This is a genomic window from Paenibacillus nicotianae (assembly GCF_042681745.1).
GTDB lineage: Bacteria > Bacillota > Bacilli > Paenibacillales > Paenibacillaceae > Saccharibacillus > Saccharibacillus nicotianae.
In genome coordinates, this window is record NZ_JBHUGF010000010.1 from 147,205 (window position 1) to 161,083 (window position 13,879).

The 13,879-nt window shown below is 39.3% G+C and carries 12 protein-coding genes; 9 read left to right on the forward strand and 3 right to left on the reverse strand.

All coding sequences use genetic code 11. The annotated features are described in order from the left end of the window. The first annotated feature begins 104 nt into the window (after nucleotides 1–104). Together ACFSGI_RS04940 and ACFSGI_RS04945 are read left to right on the forward strand one after the other, a co-directional pair. Entirely contained in the window at nucleotides 105–842 is a 738-nt protein-coding gene (locus tag ACFSGI_RS04940; RefSeq protein ID WP_204823071.1) for an MORN repeat-containing protein, read from the forward strand. Nucleotides 843–1,179: 337 nt separating this feature from the next. Further along, nucleotides 1,180–2,208 carry a Gfo/Idh/MocA family protein gene (locus ACFSGI_RS04945; RefSeq protein ID WP_204823073.1) on the forward strand — a complete coding sequence of 343 codons (1,029 nt, stop codon included), beginning with the start codon at nucleotides 1,180–1,182 and terminating at the stop codon, nucleotides 2,206–2,208. 148 nt (nucleotides 2,209–2,356) lie between these two features. On the opposite strand, the gene dctA is transcribed toward ACFSGI_RS04945, so the two are convergent. Beyond that, nucleotides 2,357–3,724, reverse strand: coding sequence for a C4-dicarboxylate transporter DctA (gene dctA, locus ACFSGI_RS04950; RefSeq protein ID WP_204823079.1), 1,368 nt, complete (start codon nucleotides 3,722–3,724; stop codon nucleotides 2,357–2,359). 328 nt (nucleotides 3,725–4,052) lie between these two features. Between dctA and ACFSGI_RS04955 the strand changes: the two genes are divergently transcribed. Then, complete coding sequence (locus tag ACFSGI_RS04955; RefSeq protein WP_379282590.1) at nucleotides 4,053–4,322, forward strand: hypothetical protein; 270 nt, start codon at nucleotides 4,053–4,055, stop codon at nucleotides 4,320–4,322. On the opposite strand, the gene ACFSGI_RS04960 is transcribed toward ACFSGI_RS04955, so the two are convergent. Continuing rightward, entirely contained in the window at nucleotides 4,306–5,613 is a 1,308-nt protein-coding gene (locus ACFSGI_RS04960) for an MFS transporter (RefSeq protein ID WP_204823080.1), read from the reverse strand. The two genes, ACFSGI_RS04955 and ACFSGI_RS04960, sit on opposite strands and share 17 nt — an antisense overlap. A gap of 167 nt (nucleotides 5,614–5,780) precedes the next feature. Continuing rightward, complete coding sequence (locus ACFSGI_RS04965; RefSeq protein ID WP_204823081.1) at nucleotides 5,781–6,104, reverse strand: DUF3817 domain-containing protein; 324 nt, start codon at nucleotides 6,102–6,104, stop codon at nucleotides 5,781–5,783. 346 nt (nucleotides 6,105–6,450) lie between these two features. Here ACFSGI_RS04965 and ACFSGI_RS04970 point away from each other — a divergent pair, with 346 nt between their 5' ends. The 6 genes from ACFSGI_RS04970 (at nucleotide 6,451) to ACFSGI_RS04995 (ending at nucleotide 13,768) form a co-directional block, all read left to right on the forward strand. Further along, on the forward strand, nucleotides 6,451–8,052 hold the full coding sequence (locus ACFSGI_RS04970; protein WP_379282593.1) for an ABC transporter substrate-binding protein: 1,602 nt from the start codon (nucleotides 6,451–6,453) through the stop codon (nucleotides 8,050–8,052). Nucleotides 8,053–8,142: 90 nt separating this feature from the next. After that, nucleotides 8,143–9,084: an ABC transporter permease gene (locus tag ACFSGI_RS04975; RefSeq protein WP_204823083.1), complete on the forward strand. Its 942-nt coding sequence runs from the start codon at nucleotides 8,143–8,145 to the stop codon at nucleotides 9,082–9,084. Between the two features lie 12 nt (nucleotides 9,085–9,096). Next, nucleotides 9,097–9,927, forward strand: a complete 831-nt coding sequence (locus ACFSGI_RS04980) for an ABC transporter permease (RefSeq protein ID WP_204823084.1) — start codon at nucleotides 9,097–9,099, stop codon at nucleotides 9,925–9,927. Nucleotides 9,928–9,956: 29 nt separating this feature from the next. Continuing rightward, nucleotides 9,957–10,676: a DUF1028 domain-containing protein gene (locus ACFSGI_RS04985; RefSeq protein ID WP_204823085.1), complete on the forward strand. Its 720-nt coding sequence runs from the start codon at nucleotides 9,957–9,959 to the stop codon at nucleotides 10,674–10,676. Nucleotides 10,677–10,680: 4 nt separating this feature from the next. Continuing rightward, a complete protein-coding gene (locus tag ACFSGI_RS04990; RefSeq protein WP_204823086.1) occupies nucleotides 10,681–11,943 on the forward strand; it encodes an amidohydrolase in 1,263 nt (420 codons plus the stop codon). Between the two features lie 55 nt (nucleotides 11,944–11,998). Next, a complete protein-coding gene (locus tag ACFSGI_RS04995; RefSeq protein ID WP_204823087.1) occupies nucleotides 11,999–13,768 on the forward strand; it encodes a helix-turn-helix domain-containing protein in 1,770 nt (589 codons plus the stop codon). The last annotated feature ends 111 nt before the right edge of the window (nucleotides 13,769–13,879 follow it).

Below are 13,879 nucleotides of genomic sequence, written 5' to 3' on the forward strand. Positions count from 1 at the left end.
AAATAGCATAAAGGTCACTTGCTTGAGAAAGAAGAAAATCGTACAGACGAATATGTATGGTTTTCTTTTTTTCTATCATTAGAGACGCGAAAGGGGATAACGCAATGGCAACACGATTACATACATATACAAAGATCATGTTAACTTCAATGATGATTGCAACTTCGATAGGACTATTTGTGCCAACAACATATGCGGCTACGGAGAAAGAATCTATTCAGCTTTCAGGACGTGCTTCTTACTACGGGCAGGTGGAAAATGGAAAGCCGAATGGGACAGGTACGATTCGCTGGGGCGATTCCAAATCTTACGCTGGGCAATGGGTCGATGGAATCCGTCAAGGTACAGGAAAATACGTCAACAAATATACAGTCAAAGGACGGACATTTGTCGTTACTTACAAAGGCGAATGGAGCAAAGATCAACGCAATGGTCTGGGCGAAGTCAGACAAATTATTAAAAATAAAGCCGGTCAGACAGAAGCGAATTTGATCCAACAAGGTCAATATGAAAATGATATTTTTCAAACCGGTTATACTGTTACTCAAGCATTAGCAGATCCTCCGTTTAGTTTTAATTACAAAGATAAAGATACCTCGTTGCAGATTTATGGAGATAACCAGAATCTAGCTGAATACTGGGCTACCGGAAAGTTGGTTCAAATTCAGTATCGTAAAGGAAAAATAGATAAAGAATACTCCATTTTCCCTGAAAATAATGCTACAAAAAAAGTAGAAAATCAAGCGAATTTGAAATATTTCAAAAAAATCCAACCTCAAGTTGCTACTTATCTCAAAACATTCCAAACATTATCGACCAAAGTACCGATCGCTTCCAAGTAAATAGAGATATAAACGATTATAAAAATGTAGTTCGACCTGTCTGTACTATAGCAGGATTGAGCTACATTTTTGTCGTTTTTGTCTGCAAATAGTGGTACATTTGAAAATAAATATACAGATTTTTTTGTCGAAATACTCTAAATATTCGACCTATATTTGGAACGTAAAAATGAAATCATTCTATATATAGTAGATAGGGGGTTACTTTTTTCCAGAAAAAATCTGTTTTATGGCGCTCAAAAAGCAGAATCTTAATCACAAGAGGTAGATAATTTGAGCGGATTACTATAAGATAGCTGTGGAACACTTAACTTCAACTTTCAGGAGGAATGTAACGATGACTAAAGTCAGAGTAGCAGTTATAGGTTGTGGAAGTATCGCGGAACGTCGCCATATTCCAGAGTATGCAGAACATCCGAATGTAGAATTGGTAGCGTTTGCTGACCCAATTATAGAACGTGCTGAAGGTTATGCGAAACGTTTCGATGCCAAAGCATATAGTGATTACAAAGAATTATTAGCAGCTGGTGGGTTCGATGCTGTAAGCGTGTGCACTCCGAATATTTTCCATGCTGAAATGTCGATTGCGGCTGCAAATGCTGGTGCACATGTATTGGTTGAAAAACCAATGGCTGTGTCGGAAGAAGAAGCACAAGCGATGATTGATGCAGCGAAAAAGAATAATGTGTATTTGATGGTAGGTCATAATCAACGCCTTATGCCACCGCATGTAAAAGCGAAAGAAGTATTACAAACAGGCAAATTAGGACGTGTATTGACGTTCCGTACGGCTTTTAGTCATGGTGGTCCAGAATTTTGGAGTATCGATGGTAAAGAAAGCTGGTTTTTCCGCAAAAATGAAGCAATCATGGGCGCGATGGGTGATCTAGGCGTACATAAGTCAGATATGATTCGCTGGTTGCTAGATGATGAAGTGGTTGATGTGAGTGCATTTATCGGTACGTTAGATAAAAAAGATACCGATGTAGATGATAATGCGATCTGCTTGCTTCGTATGAAGAGTGGTGCAATCGGTACACTGGTAGCGAGCTGGACAGCTTATCGCGGAGAAGATAACGGCACTTACTTGTGGTGCGAGAATGGTATTATGAAAATTGGTACCGATCCTGATGATCAAGTAATTGTAGAACTTCGTGATGGTACAGTAGAGAAATATCGTGTTGGCGCGATTTCAACCAATGAGAAACAAGAAGTAAGCGGTGTGGTAGACGCATTTATCGAATCGATCGTGACGAATACACCACCATCTATTTCAGGAGAAGAAGGTAAAAAATCATTATCAGTGATTTTGTCTGCTTTCCAATCGCAAGCGGATAACAAAACCATTTCTTTAGATCATAAGTAAAAGTTGTACCCGGATTACTATAAAATGATTACACCAAAAAGCTGTTACCCTGTATTAAAAAGGAACAGCTTTTTGGTATGGGTTGAAGATTAAGTTAGTGGTTATTTTCAAATACATAATCAATGAATGCTTGAATATATCAATCCATTTATGTTTTATCGTAGACGTTATACGATTGAGCCAACGGATGACCGAGTGGAGAGTGGATCGGTTCTGGTGACTTCGTAGGTTTGGTAGTTGCCATAGGTTCACTTTCTTCTTCTGTCCATTCTCCTGAAAGTACAGCTTTCATTTTCGATATATCTAACATTCCTTCCCATTTTGCTACAACAAAAGCAGCTACACAATTCCCCATAAGATTGGTAAAGACGCGCATAGTATCCATAAATCGATCGGCACCAAGCAATAACGCGACCACTGCTACAGGGAAAGCATTAAGTGCTGCGGCTGTAGCAGATAGTGCTAGAAATGCGGAACCTGGTACACCTGCCATTCCTTTTGAACTAAGCATCAATACAGCTAAGATTGTAATCTCTTGTCCTAATGTTAGATCGATACCTACAGCTTGAGCAAGAAAAACGGTAGCAAGTGATAAGTAGATTGAAGCTCCATCGAGATTGAATGAATATCCTGTAGGGACGACTAATCCGACAACTGCTTTATCGCAACCCGCTTTATTAAGCTTTTCCATCATACGCGGCATTACCACTTCGGATGAAGCTGTTCCGATAGCAAGCATAATTTCTGAACGAGTGTATTTAATAAATTGCAATAGATTCATACCGGTAATCCACCATGCAGCAAGTCCCAGACACACTAGGAATAAGATTGCCGATAGATAGCAGGCAACAATCAGCATCCCGTAAGAGGCCAGAGTAGCTGCGCCATAAGCGCCTACAGTATAAGCTATCGCCCCGAACGCTCCAAGAGGTGCTAATTTCATAATATAACCGACTACTTTGAAAATAAGTTCCATAATCTGATCAACCAGTGTTAATACGTTATCTTTTAATTTACTTTCACTTGCAGCCAGCGCTGTTCCAAATAGACAAGCAAGCAATAGAACTTGCAACAGTGCATTTTGAGCAAAAGCATCGACAGCACTGGTAGGGATAATATTGAGAATGAAGTCTACAGTATGTGGAAGTTCTGCACCACCTGTTTTGGCTGCGACTGCATTAGGGTCAAGTGTACTGGCATTGATATTCATTCCATCTCCCGGACGTAACACACGAGCAGCGACCAGACCGAGCATCAAGGCTACCGTTGTGGCAAGTTCAAACCAGAGAATCGCTTTAAGCCCGATCCGACCGACTGCTTTGAGATCGCCCGCTTTGGCAATACCGGCTACTACAACGAAGAAGATTAAAGGGGCAATTAACATTTTGATTAGTTTGATAAATCCAGTTCCAAGCGGTTGTAACTGTTCTCCGAAGTTGGGGAAGGCTATTCCTACACCAATACCGATGACCACAGCTACAATAATTTGAAAAAACAACGATTTAAAAAAATTCATAATAAACCTCCTTGATATTCAAATGCTTGGCTACCATACGTTATCATTGCATAAAAAAAGAATAATACGTTGTGTTGTTATCGCTAATCTGCAATTATCTTATGTAGCATTTTATAACATTTGAATAAAGTGGATACTATAGATTTTATTCTTTTTTGTATATTTCACAATTCAGAACGTCAAATTTTGAGTTTTATACAAAAATAAGCGAATAATATGTAAAAATACTTAACATATCATTCGCTTATTCAACTGCTTATTCTATTTGGAGAAATATGGTATACTATGGAAGAACAATATTATTTATATTCAGGAGAGTGAATGATTTATGGCACGTACCCAGACTCAAAAAGCAATTCGCAAAGCAACACGCAGTGGCAGTTGGATTCCAGAGTATAATCGCAAAGCAAACGAAGATTATGCTGCAATTTCTCAACATACTCGCCTTACATCTACCAAACAAGAACGATTACAAAAAGTAAAACACAAGAAGCATATCATACACGATGATGCTTCTTTTTTGTGTCTTTTAGTTATAACAATGAACGCGATTGAAGATCGTATGAGAGCGAAAACTATGTTTAGTCAAATCGCCTGATCGCAGGTACACATAATCCGATAATAACCAGTAACATCCCAATCCCCGAAAACAAGCTAATCGTAATCAGCCCTCCAATTTGATCTGCTAACCAACCAATAATTAGAAACCCAATAGGTAAAAAAGCAAACGAACCAAACATATCCAGACTAGCGACCCGACCAAAACTTTCGACAGGGACTAATTCTTGCAGACTTGTTTCCCATACAAGTGAGAACATCATCAAGCCGAATCCTTCCAAAGCCATAATCATTACCATACCCGGTGGCCATGTAATCACAGATAATAGAAATAAAGCGATCCCGCTTAACAAAGCTCCACCATAGCCAATCCAACCTCGTTTGCGCCAGTGCTTTCGACTGCCAAATAAAACGGCTCCAATAATAGCACCGACTCCAGCAGATGTCATAGCCAGTCCATAGACAACAGGGTCTAATTGATGATGGATTTTGAAAAGCCAGGGAATCAGAACGCTTGTAATTCCAACATAACAAATATTTAGTAGCGAGAAAATTACAATCGTAATCCATAACCACGGTTGTTTTTTCAAAATGACAAAGCCTGCGGTAAACTCGTGCCAGACTGATGTTTTGACAGCAGGGGGTAGAGAATCTGAACTATCTGTATTGGTGGCAGTCTGTTGATTTGCCCGTCGCTGTTGACGTTGAGATATAAAGTGCTTACTAAGTAATGTAAAACAAAGCAATGAACATAGATATGTAAGTGAATCAAGCGCAAATCCGCTTCCAGGAGAAGCAACTGTAACAAGGATTCCTCCCAACGTTGGGCCTAATAAACGCACAAATTGGATACTGACTTGAGTAAGAGCATTTGCCGCATTTCGAATATCAGGTGTAAATATTTCTGCACGCAAAGCAGAGTAAGCAGGTTGAAATATACCTTCCATCAATCCATACAGAGCCAGCCCTACATACAATACAGATAAAGATAGATGGTCTGTAAAAATCAAAATCGCTCCACTAAGCATCAATACAAATCGAACACTATTGGTCACTAAAATCAAGCGTACACGATCGGTATGATCTACAATCCAACCGGATATCGGTAAAATAATAACGATCGGCAACATATAGATCGTCATCGCAAGACCCATGATCGTAGAAGAACCGGTTAAGCTGTAGACTAGAATCGGTAAAATAATCATAGTGACCGAGCTACCTAGCATCGCTATCAACTGACCTAACCACAGATATGTAAATGCTCTGGATTGACGTACAGGTGAAAGAAAGCGCCTTATTGCAGAGTCTTGAGATTCTTGCTCCAGTTGCATAGTACATATCTCCTTTTTGCGAAAGTTATCTTTGTATTTAAGTTCGTTCATCTTCTATATAACATACTATACAAAAAAGACAATTCTCTTCAAAGAATTGTCTTTTCTAAAATAAAGATAATCTATCTCTTTTTATGTATATTCACTCATGATGATCTGGTTAATCATTAGGAAATTTGAGTCTGTTCTACCTCATCACGTTGATGTTGACGGTGCAAATAACGATCAAATACAAATGGGCCAAAAGGAAGAACCGAAGCAATCAATCCCAACACAGCTTGCTTGAACGATATTTTACGCAAAATCAATGTTAATCCGATCGCGGCTACATAAGCTACAAACAGTACACCATGAATCATTCCTACATAAGTTACTGCAAGAGGCATATCTGCAAAATATTTAAGAGGCATCGCAATCAGTACTAGAGCAAGATAAGATACCGCTTCCACGTTACCGATCACACGTAACATGCTTAACGCATTTTTGATCATATCGATACAATCTCCTTTATTACAATTTTAATAATTCAAATATAACGTAAATCTTCTGTTAAAAGTATGATAAAAAGTTACAAAATATCGAAAGTACGCTTTAATAAGTGATTATATACATAATAAGTACATATGATAACTTAGCTGACAAATAATCATACATCTAAGAATGATTTTCTTCATACTAACAATCAATAAATAGATTCTATTGGATAAGAATACATATATTTTGGCTGTAAAATAGTTTATTTAGACATCGGTCAATAGTTTGTTTGGTAATTATCCCAAATAGAACTCTCTCATTTCAGTAGATTTAACGTATGTTTAAAAAGTGAACATTGTTAACATGAAAAACATCAAACACAAGAAATTATATGATGAGGTGAGTATATTGAGAAAAATTACAGGTGCAGTTTTGATTGTAATGTTAATTATGTTGACAGCATGTTCTAGTTCAGCTCCAAATACGGCGACAACAGCCCCTTCTTCCACAAGTGCCGATCCATCAACAGCTTCAAATGTGATTAGAGTAGCAGTGCAGTCGGATGGCAAAACGCTTGATCCTCATACTGCTACAGATGCAGGCTCAATGCATTATATCGAAAATATGTACAGTACATTGATGCAATATAATGGCAAATACGGTGAAATTGAACCCGGACTTGCTGAATCATATACCGTTTCGGATGATCTACTTACCTATACATTTAAGCTACATCAAGGGGTGAAGTTTCACAGTTCTGGTAAAGAAATGACTTCAGCCGATGTGAAATATTCTATTGAACGGATTATTGATAAAGGAGTACGAGCTAATCAATTTACCGCAGTCAAAAGTATAGAGGCAACTGATCCATATACAGTTGTATTTCATTTAAAACAACCGATGTCTCCGTTTCTGACCTATCTAGCGAACCCGATGAATGGCATTGTAGATAGCGATATTGTAAAAGCCAATAACAACAGTCTGGATAATGTAGATGCAGGAACAGGGCCTTTTGAATTGGTCAAATGGGATAAAGATCAACAGCTCACGTTGAAGAAGAACCCTGATTATTATGAAAAAGGATTACCGTATCTGGATGAAGTGGACTTCAAGCCAATTGCAGATGCAACTGCTCGTACAACCGCTCTTCGTAACAATGAGATCGATCTAATTTTAGAAACGACAGAAAAAGAAAATAAAGTATTAGAAAATGTCGAAGGAATTACCTTGAAGTCAGAACCGGGTACATTCTGGGAATATATCGGTCTAAATGTTAAAGACCCTGCATTACGTGATGTTCGTGTTCGTCAAGCGATTGCGAATGCGGTAGATCGCAATCAAATCAATCAATTGGTGAAGTTAGGCAAAGCAACAGTGCTTGATGGTGGCAATATTCCTCCGAATCACTGGGCATATCCTGATATTCATCCATATGCTCAGCGTAATGTCGAAAAAGCCAAACAATTGTTGCAAGCAGCAGGAAGTCCAGCTATTTCGCTCACGCTTAAAGTTGGTTCTGAATACGATTATCAGGTACAAGCCGCTCAAGTGATTAAGCAACAATTAGCCGAAGTAGGTATTACAGTTAAAGTAGAATCTCAAGAATCTAGCGTCTTTTTTGATGCTTTGGGTAAAGGTGATTTCCAGATGGCAGTTGTCGGTTGGCAAGGATTCGTAGATCCAGACGAATACACGTATAACCTGTTCCATACCGGTGAAGCGTATAACCAACAAGGTTACTCCAATCCAGAAGTAGATGCTTTACTTGAAAAAGGTCGCACGACTGCGGATGAAGCCGCTCGTAAAGACATTTACAAACAAATTGAGACTACTGTAGCTGATGAAGCACCGATGGTATTTCTGTATATGAATGAACGTGCAGCCGCTTATCGTAATAATGTTACAGGCTTTATCGTAGAGCCGACAGTCACTTCTATTTTCTTAAAACAAACCAAAGTAGAGTAGATTCAAGTGTAGAGTGTATTTACTAGAGATACATGTAGGAACTGAAGGGCTTGTCCTTATCAGTTCCTGTTTGGTTAAAGGAGGGATACGATGTTGAACTATATTGTCCGGCGGATTCTGGTTTCTATTCCTGTGTTATTCGGAATCTCAATCGTTACTTTTTTTATGATTCGCTTAGTGCCCGGAGATACAGTTACCGCTCTATTGGGAACGCGTTATAGCGAAGAACAAGCCGTACAATTGAAAGCTTATTACGGGCTTGATAAGCCTCTTTATATTCAATATTTAATCTGGATTGGAAATGTACTACGTGGTGATCTAGGACGTTCTTCATTTAGCGGAGATTCGGTGATGCAATCGATTATCGAACGCTTACCTGTAACTCTAGAATTAACATTAATCAGTGTATTAATTGCCAGTCTCGTAGGGATTCCACTCGGTATATGGGCAGCGTATCGTCATAATCGATTACCTGATTATATGGCAACAGTTGTAGGTCTATTGGGAATTTCGATTCCAGGATTCTGGTTGGGTACGATCTTTATTTTGTTATTTGCATTGAAGTTAGGTTGGGCTCCTTCCAGCGGATATATCTCTTTCTGGGAAAATCCATTGGAAAACTTACATCATATGTGGATGCCAGGTATTGCGCTTGGAGCCGCAGTCTCAGCAGTCGTTATGCGGATGACACGTTCTACGATGCTTGAAGTGCTGAGTGAAGATTATATGAAAATGGCGCGCGCCAAAGGAATGTCGCCTTTGCGATTACTGATAAGACACGCACTCAAAAATGCGATGATTCCTATTATTACAGTGCTCGGTATCCAGATTGGTTATTTGATCGGTGGATCGGTTGTGATTGAGCAAATCTTTTCGTTACCCGGAATTGGGCGATTAGCATTACAAGCGATTACGAATCGAGATTATGCTTTGATGCAAGGAACGATATTGTTTGTAGGCTTTTGTTTTGTTGTCATTAATCTGATTGTAGATATTCTGTATTCGATTTTAAATCCCAAAATTCGTTATTAGGAGGAGCTCTGCATGAAAGAGATTTGGTATCGTTTTAGCAAAAACAAACTCGCCATGACGGGTCTCCTATTTATTAGTTGTTTTGTGCTGATTGCATTGGGTGCAGGCTGGATAGCTCCATTTGATCCTTATGCACTGGGAACCGAAATGTTGGGTAAACCCAGTATTCATCACTGGCTAGGTACAGATCAGTTAGGGCGTGATATTCTTTCTCGCATTATTTATGGAGCAAGGATATCATTGCGAGTAGGTGTTATTGCTGTTGGGGTTGCTTTGCTTATTGGCGCAACGATGGGTATCCTTGCAGGTTATTTTGGCAAATGGGTCGATGCGATCATTTCACGCATTACTGATGTGCTGTTTTCGATTCCTGATATTTTGTTAGCATTATCGATTATGGCGATTCTAGGGGCAAGTACAACAAACTTAATGATCGCGATCGGTATTGTATATACGCCGATATTTGCCCGTATTGCTCGTAGCGCTGTATTATCGATCAAAAGTTCGCTTTATATTGAAGCCGCTCGCTCGATCGGTGTAGGGCATATTCGAATCATGTTCAAACATGTATTACCTAATATCATGGCTCCATTGATTGTACAGATTACTTTATCTTTTGCATTTGCGATTCTAGCAGAAGCCGCTCTTAGCTTTCTGGGATTGGGCGCAGAGCCAGATACTCCATCATGGGGAACAATGCTTAATGAAGGCAAAGACTGGATGGAATCGGCATGGTGGATCGCTGTATTTCCCGGTCTGGCGATTACAATTGCTGTATTAAGTTTTAATATTTTGGGAGATGGTCTGCGCGATGCACTTGATCCCAAATCCAATAAACATTAAATCATCTTAGAAGAAAGGAGTGCTGTTTGATGCCTATTTTTTATCCAACAGATCGACCTTTAGCTGATTCTAAGTGTAATACATTTGCTATTATTGCTCGTTGTCCCCAAACCAAGCGGTTTGGCGCAGCAGCAGCTTCTAAATTTCCAGGTGTGGGCGCATTCTCTCCTTGTGTTGATCCTGAATACGGTGTGGTGGCTACTCAGGGATGGATGAATCCAGCACTTGGGCCTCGTGGTATTGAATTGTTACGACAAGGGCTTACCGCTAATAAAGTACTGGATGATCTACTGATGGAAGATCCCGGTCGAGATTTGAGACAGGTTGCTGTGATTGATCGCTTTGGTCATTGTGCTGCTTTTACAGGTAGTGAAAATGATGATGTCAAAGGGCATTTGATCGGTGATCAATTTTGTCTATCTGGCAATCTACTTGCGAATGAGGACGTATTGCCTGCTATGGAACAAGCTTTTGAACAGAGTGCAGATTTGGAGCTAGCAGAACGTCTACTTGCTGCTCTCAAAGCAGGCTCAGATGCAGGTGGAGATCGTCGCGGCAAACAAGCATCGGTACTCAAAGTAGCAGCTACACCAGGATTCCCTTATGTCGATTTTCGTGTAGATGACCATCCTGAACCTATTCTTGAATTAGAACGAATTTATTATAGCAATCGCTCTGTACTAATTGAACAATACTACGACTGGGTGGATACCGTTATGAAAGGTATTCCCCTCGAAAAGAAAGGTTGAGTCGATGAGTTATTTTCCGGAAAATGAACCTTCTTTAACTACAGTACAATCTGCTAACACATCTTCGATCCTGATTACAAATGCAAATCTGTTAACGATGGAAGGATCAACGATAAATTCAGGTTGGATTCATATCGTAGATAACAAAATTGCCGGTTTAGGGCATAATGACGAATGGGAAGCTTATAAGCAACAAGTAAATAATATATCCAGTATTCGAATGATTGATGCACAGAATCGCTTAGTTTCTCCCGGCTTGATCGACCCTCATACACATATCGGAATAGATGAAGAAGGTATCGGTTGGGAAGGTGCAGATTATAATGAGACATCTGAAGCTGTGACTCCTCATTTACGTGCGTTAGATGGAATCAATCCGTATGATGAAGGATTTGTCGATGCCGCTAGAACAGGCGTGACTACTGTTCAAATCTTACCGGGTAGTGCTAATGTGATTGGAGGCTTAATGTGTTGTCTCAAAGTTCTTCCAGGATCAACCGTAGAGCAGATGACGGTACTTCATCCATCAGGTCTGAAAATGGCATTAGGCGAAAATCCTAAAAAATATCATGGAGCAGCTAGTGGTCGTGCACCATTGACTCGTATGGGCATAGCTGGTATCATTCGTGAACAATTAGTACAAGCACAGCACTATTTAGCACAGCAACAATCCAACAAAGCAAGCCAAGCTCTATATCCACGCAATTTACGTATGGAAGCTCTAGGTCTTGCTTTAGAAAAGAAAATCCCGGTACGTTTTCATGCACATCGCGCCGATGATATTGCTACAGCACTACGATTGGGGCAAGAATTTGAATTGGATATTACGATTGAACATACAACCGATGGGATTAAGATCGCTCAAGAATTAGCAGTATCTGGTCGATATTGCAGCATAGGCCCCACTTTATCTTCACGTAGTAAAGTAGAACTGCGTAACCTTTCATGGGAAACGTATCCTGCTTTGTATCAAGCAGGAGTGCCGATATCGATCACAACCGATCATCCGGTTTTACCTATTCAATATTTACCAACGTCTGCCAAAATGGCTATTCAAGCAGGATTACCACTGGATGTCGCATGGGAAGCGTTGACGATTCAAGCGGCTCGTCATTTGCATCTAGCAGATTCTACCGGTTCATTAAAAGTAGGCAAAGATGCTGATATCGTGATCTGGAATACACATCCACTAACAGATTCAGGCGAAGTGGCACTAACGATAGCAGGTGGTCAAATTACATTTGAGCAGTCTGAATCACAACTATAGACAGAAAAGAAATACCTATATATAGCACAAAGTGAACTTAAAGGAGGCGTAACCGATGGAGCATCCCCCGATTCAGTCTCTTATGCGCTTCATGAAGACGATTATGTCTCCTGTTCATGAAGAACAAATGCTTCAACTGATTTTGCAGACAGCGATGGAGAGTATTCCAACCGCAGAAGCAGGATTTTTATTTTTGCATGATCCATTAATCAATAAATTAATTATTCAAGCCACTGTAGGCTATCTTCCAGCAGTGATGATGATGACCCGCTTATCTTCAGGTGAAGGGATATCAGGCAAAGTTTTTGCAGAACGTAATCCTATTCGGATAAACAATCCTCTTGCTTTACAAACGGCGATGGATAATATGAGTGCTTTTAATTACAAATACTATGTAGAATCATCGACTCAAGGAGAAATCCCTTGTTGTTGTATTTCAGTACCTTTATTGTCAGAAGATCGTTGTATCGGTGTAGTGACGCTTGATAATTTTACCGATGCCCAAGCATTGACTGAAGATGATCTTCAATCGCTACAAATCTATTGTGATCTAGCAACGATGGCGATTGAGCATCATCGTTTATTTCGGCAGGTTCAAGAGCAGAATCATGAACTGTTTTTGACCCATGATGCGTTACGTCAAGAACATGAACGTTTACAAGTCACAATGGATTTTCATAATCAGATTAATAACTTGGCAGCCAAAGGATATGGAACCCCTGAAATTCTATCTGCTCTATATCGTAATGTTAAAATGCCTATCGCTGTATTCGATCTACTGCTAACACCGATCGATTATTTGCCTGCTGAAGTAAAACCTCATTTACCTGATCATTTTCTCCAACATCCTGCGATGCAGTGGGTACAACGTAGCAAAAAGTGGCAACGGATTGTCTTGGAAGAAGATGCTTCTCAATCGATTATTGTCACTCCAATTGTAGGTACAGATCGATTGCTCGGTTATTTGTGTGCATGGACAGGAAGTCAGGAATTTATGAGTACGAATAAAATGATTTTTGAATATAGTGCGACTGTACTTGCATTAGATTGGGTAAAAAAAGAAGCTGTTCAACAATCTCAGATGCGTGCCAAAGATGCTTTTGTTGAAAGTATTCTATCCGGTGAAATGAATATGTCTTTACAAGAACAGGCTCGTGTACTTGGATTTGAACAGGAAGATCATTATATAGTGATATTGATGCAACCTCTGCCAAAGAGTGCAAGACATTCATTTGAAGCTATTATGAGTCAGCTACCTATTCATTATTTATTGGTCGAACGGCATCATCGTACAATTGTTATTGTTAATATGGCAGGGAATCTGAAAAGAGAAGAACGACACAACCAATTTCAATTATTGTTACGTGAGCTTCGTCGAGATCGTCAATTGTCCTCGGGTATCGGTAGAATGTATCAGGGGTTAGATAAAGTAAATCGATCTTACAAAGATGCAGAACAATGTATGCAGTTGCTACTTAAAGAAGGCAATCAACAGCGGTTGATCTATTTTGGCGATCTGGGTGTAATTCGCTTTTTTATGCAACAATCACGGGAAGAATTAGAAGAATATTTGAATGATGTCTTAGAACCGATTATTCAGTATGATCAGCAAAAAAAGGCCAATCTAATGAACACATTAGTTTCTTTTGTAAAATATGACCGTAATCTCAAAAATACTACTCAATCGTTACGTATTCATCACAATACGCTATATTATCGTCTGGGACGGATTCAAGAATTATTAGGTTACTCATTTGATCATGGAGATGAATGGTTTAACGTGCGTATGGCTTGTCAAATTTACTTGTATTTGTATGAAGACTAACCGAAATATGCAAAAAACATATCTATTACACACAAAACTTTATCGAAACAGAGATAAAGTTTTTTTATTTGTTAACACAGTGTAAAAATTTCAAAAAAAGCTAATACATAA

Bases quoted from the DNA above. Each gene is read 5' to 3' on its own strand.
- ACFSGI_RS04960 (WP_204823080.1), bottom strand. From the start codon at position 5,613: ATGCAACTGGAGCAAGAATCTCAAGACTCTGCAATAAGGCGCTTTCTT.
- ACFSGI_RS04990 (WP_204823086.1), top strand. From the start codon at position 10,681: ATGAGTTATTTTCCGGAAAATGAACCTTCTTTAACTACAGTACAATCT.
- ACFSGI_RS04955 (WP_379282590.1), top strand. From the start codon at position 4,053: ATGGCACGTACCCAGACTCAAAAAGCAATTCGCAAAGCAACACGCAGT.
- dctA (WP_204823079.1), bottom strand. From the start codon at position 3,724: ATGAATTTTTTTAAATCGTTGTTTTTTCAAATTATTGTAGCTGTGGTC.
- ACFSGI_RS04940 (WP_204823071.1), top strand. From the start codon at position 105: ATGGCAACACGATTACATACATATACAAAGATCATGTTAACTTCAATG.
- ACFSGI_RS04975 (WP_204823083.1), top strand. From the start codon at position 8,143: ATGTTGAACTATATTGTCCGGCGGATTCTGGTTTCTATTCCTGTGTTA.
- ACFSGI_RS04965 (WP_204823081.1), bottom strand. From the start codon at position 6,104: ATGATCAAAAATGCGTTAAGCATGTTACGTGTGATCGGTAACGTGGAA.
- ACFSGI_RS04980 (WP_204823084.1), top strand. From the start codon at position 9,097: ATGAAAGAGATTTGGTATCGTTTTAGCAAAAACAAACTCGCCATGACG.
- ACFSGI_RS04995 (WP_204823087.1), top strand. From the start codon at position 11,999: ATGGAGCATCCCCCGATTCAGTCTCTTATGCGCTTCATGAAGACGATT.
- ACFSGI_RS04970 (WP_379282593.1), top strand. From the start codon at position 6,451: ATGAAAAACATCAAACACAAGAAATTATATGATGAGGTGAGTATATTG.
- ACFSGI_RS04985 (WP_204823085.1), top strand. From the start codon at position 9,957: ATGCCTATTTTTTATCCAACAGATCGACCTTTAGCTGATTCTAAGTGT.
- ACFSGI_RS04945 (WP_204823073.1), top strand. From the start codon at position 1,180: ATGACTAAAGTCAGAGTAGCAGTTATAGGTTGTGGAAGTATCGCGGAA.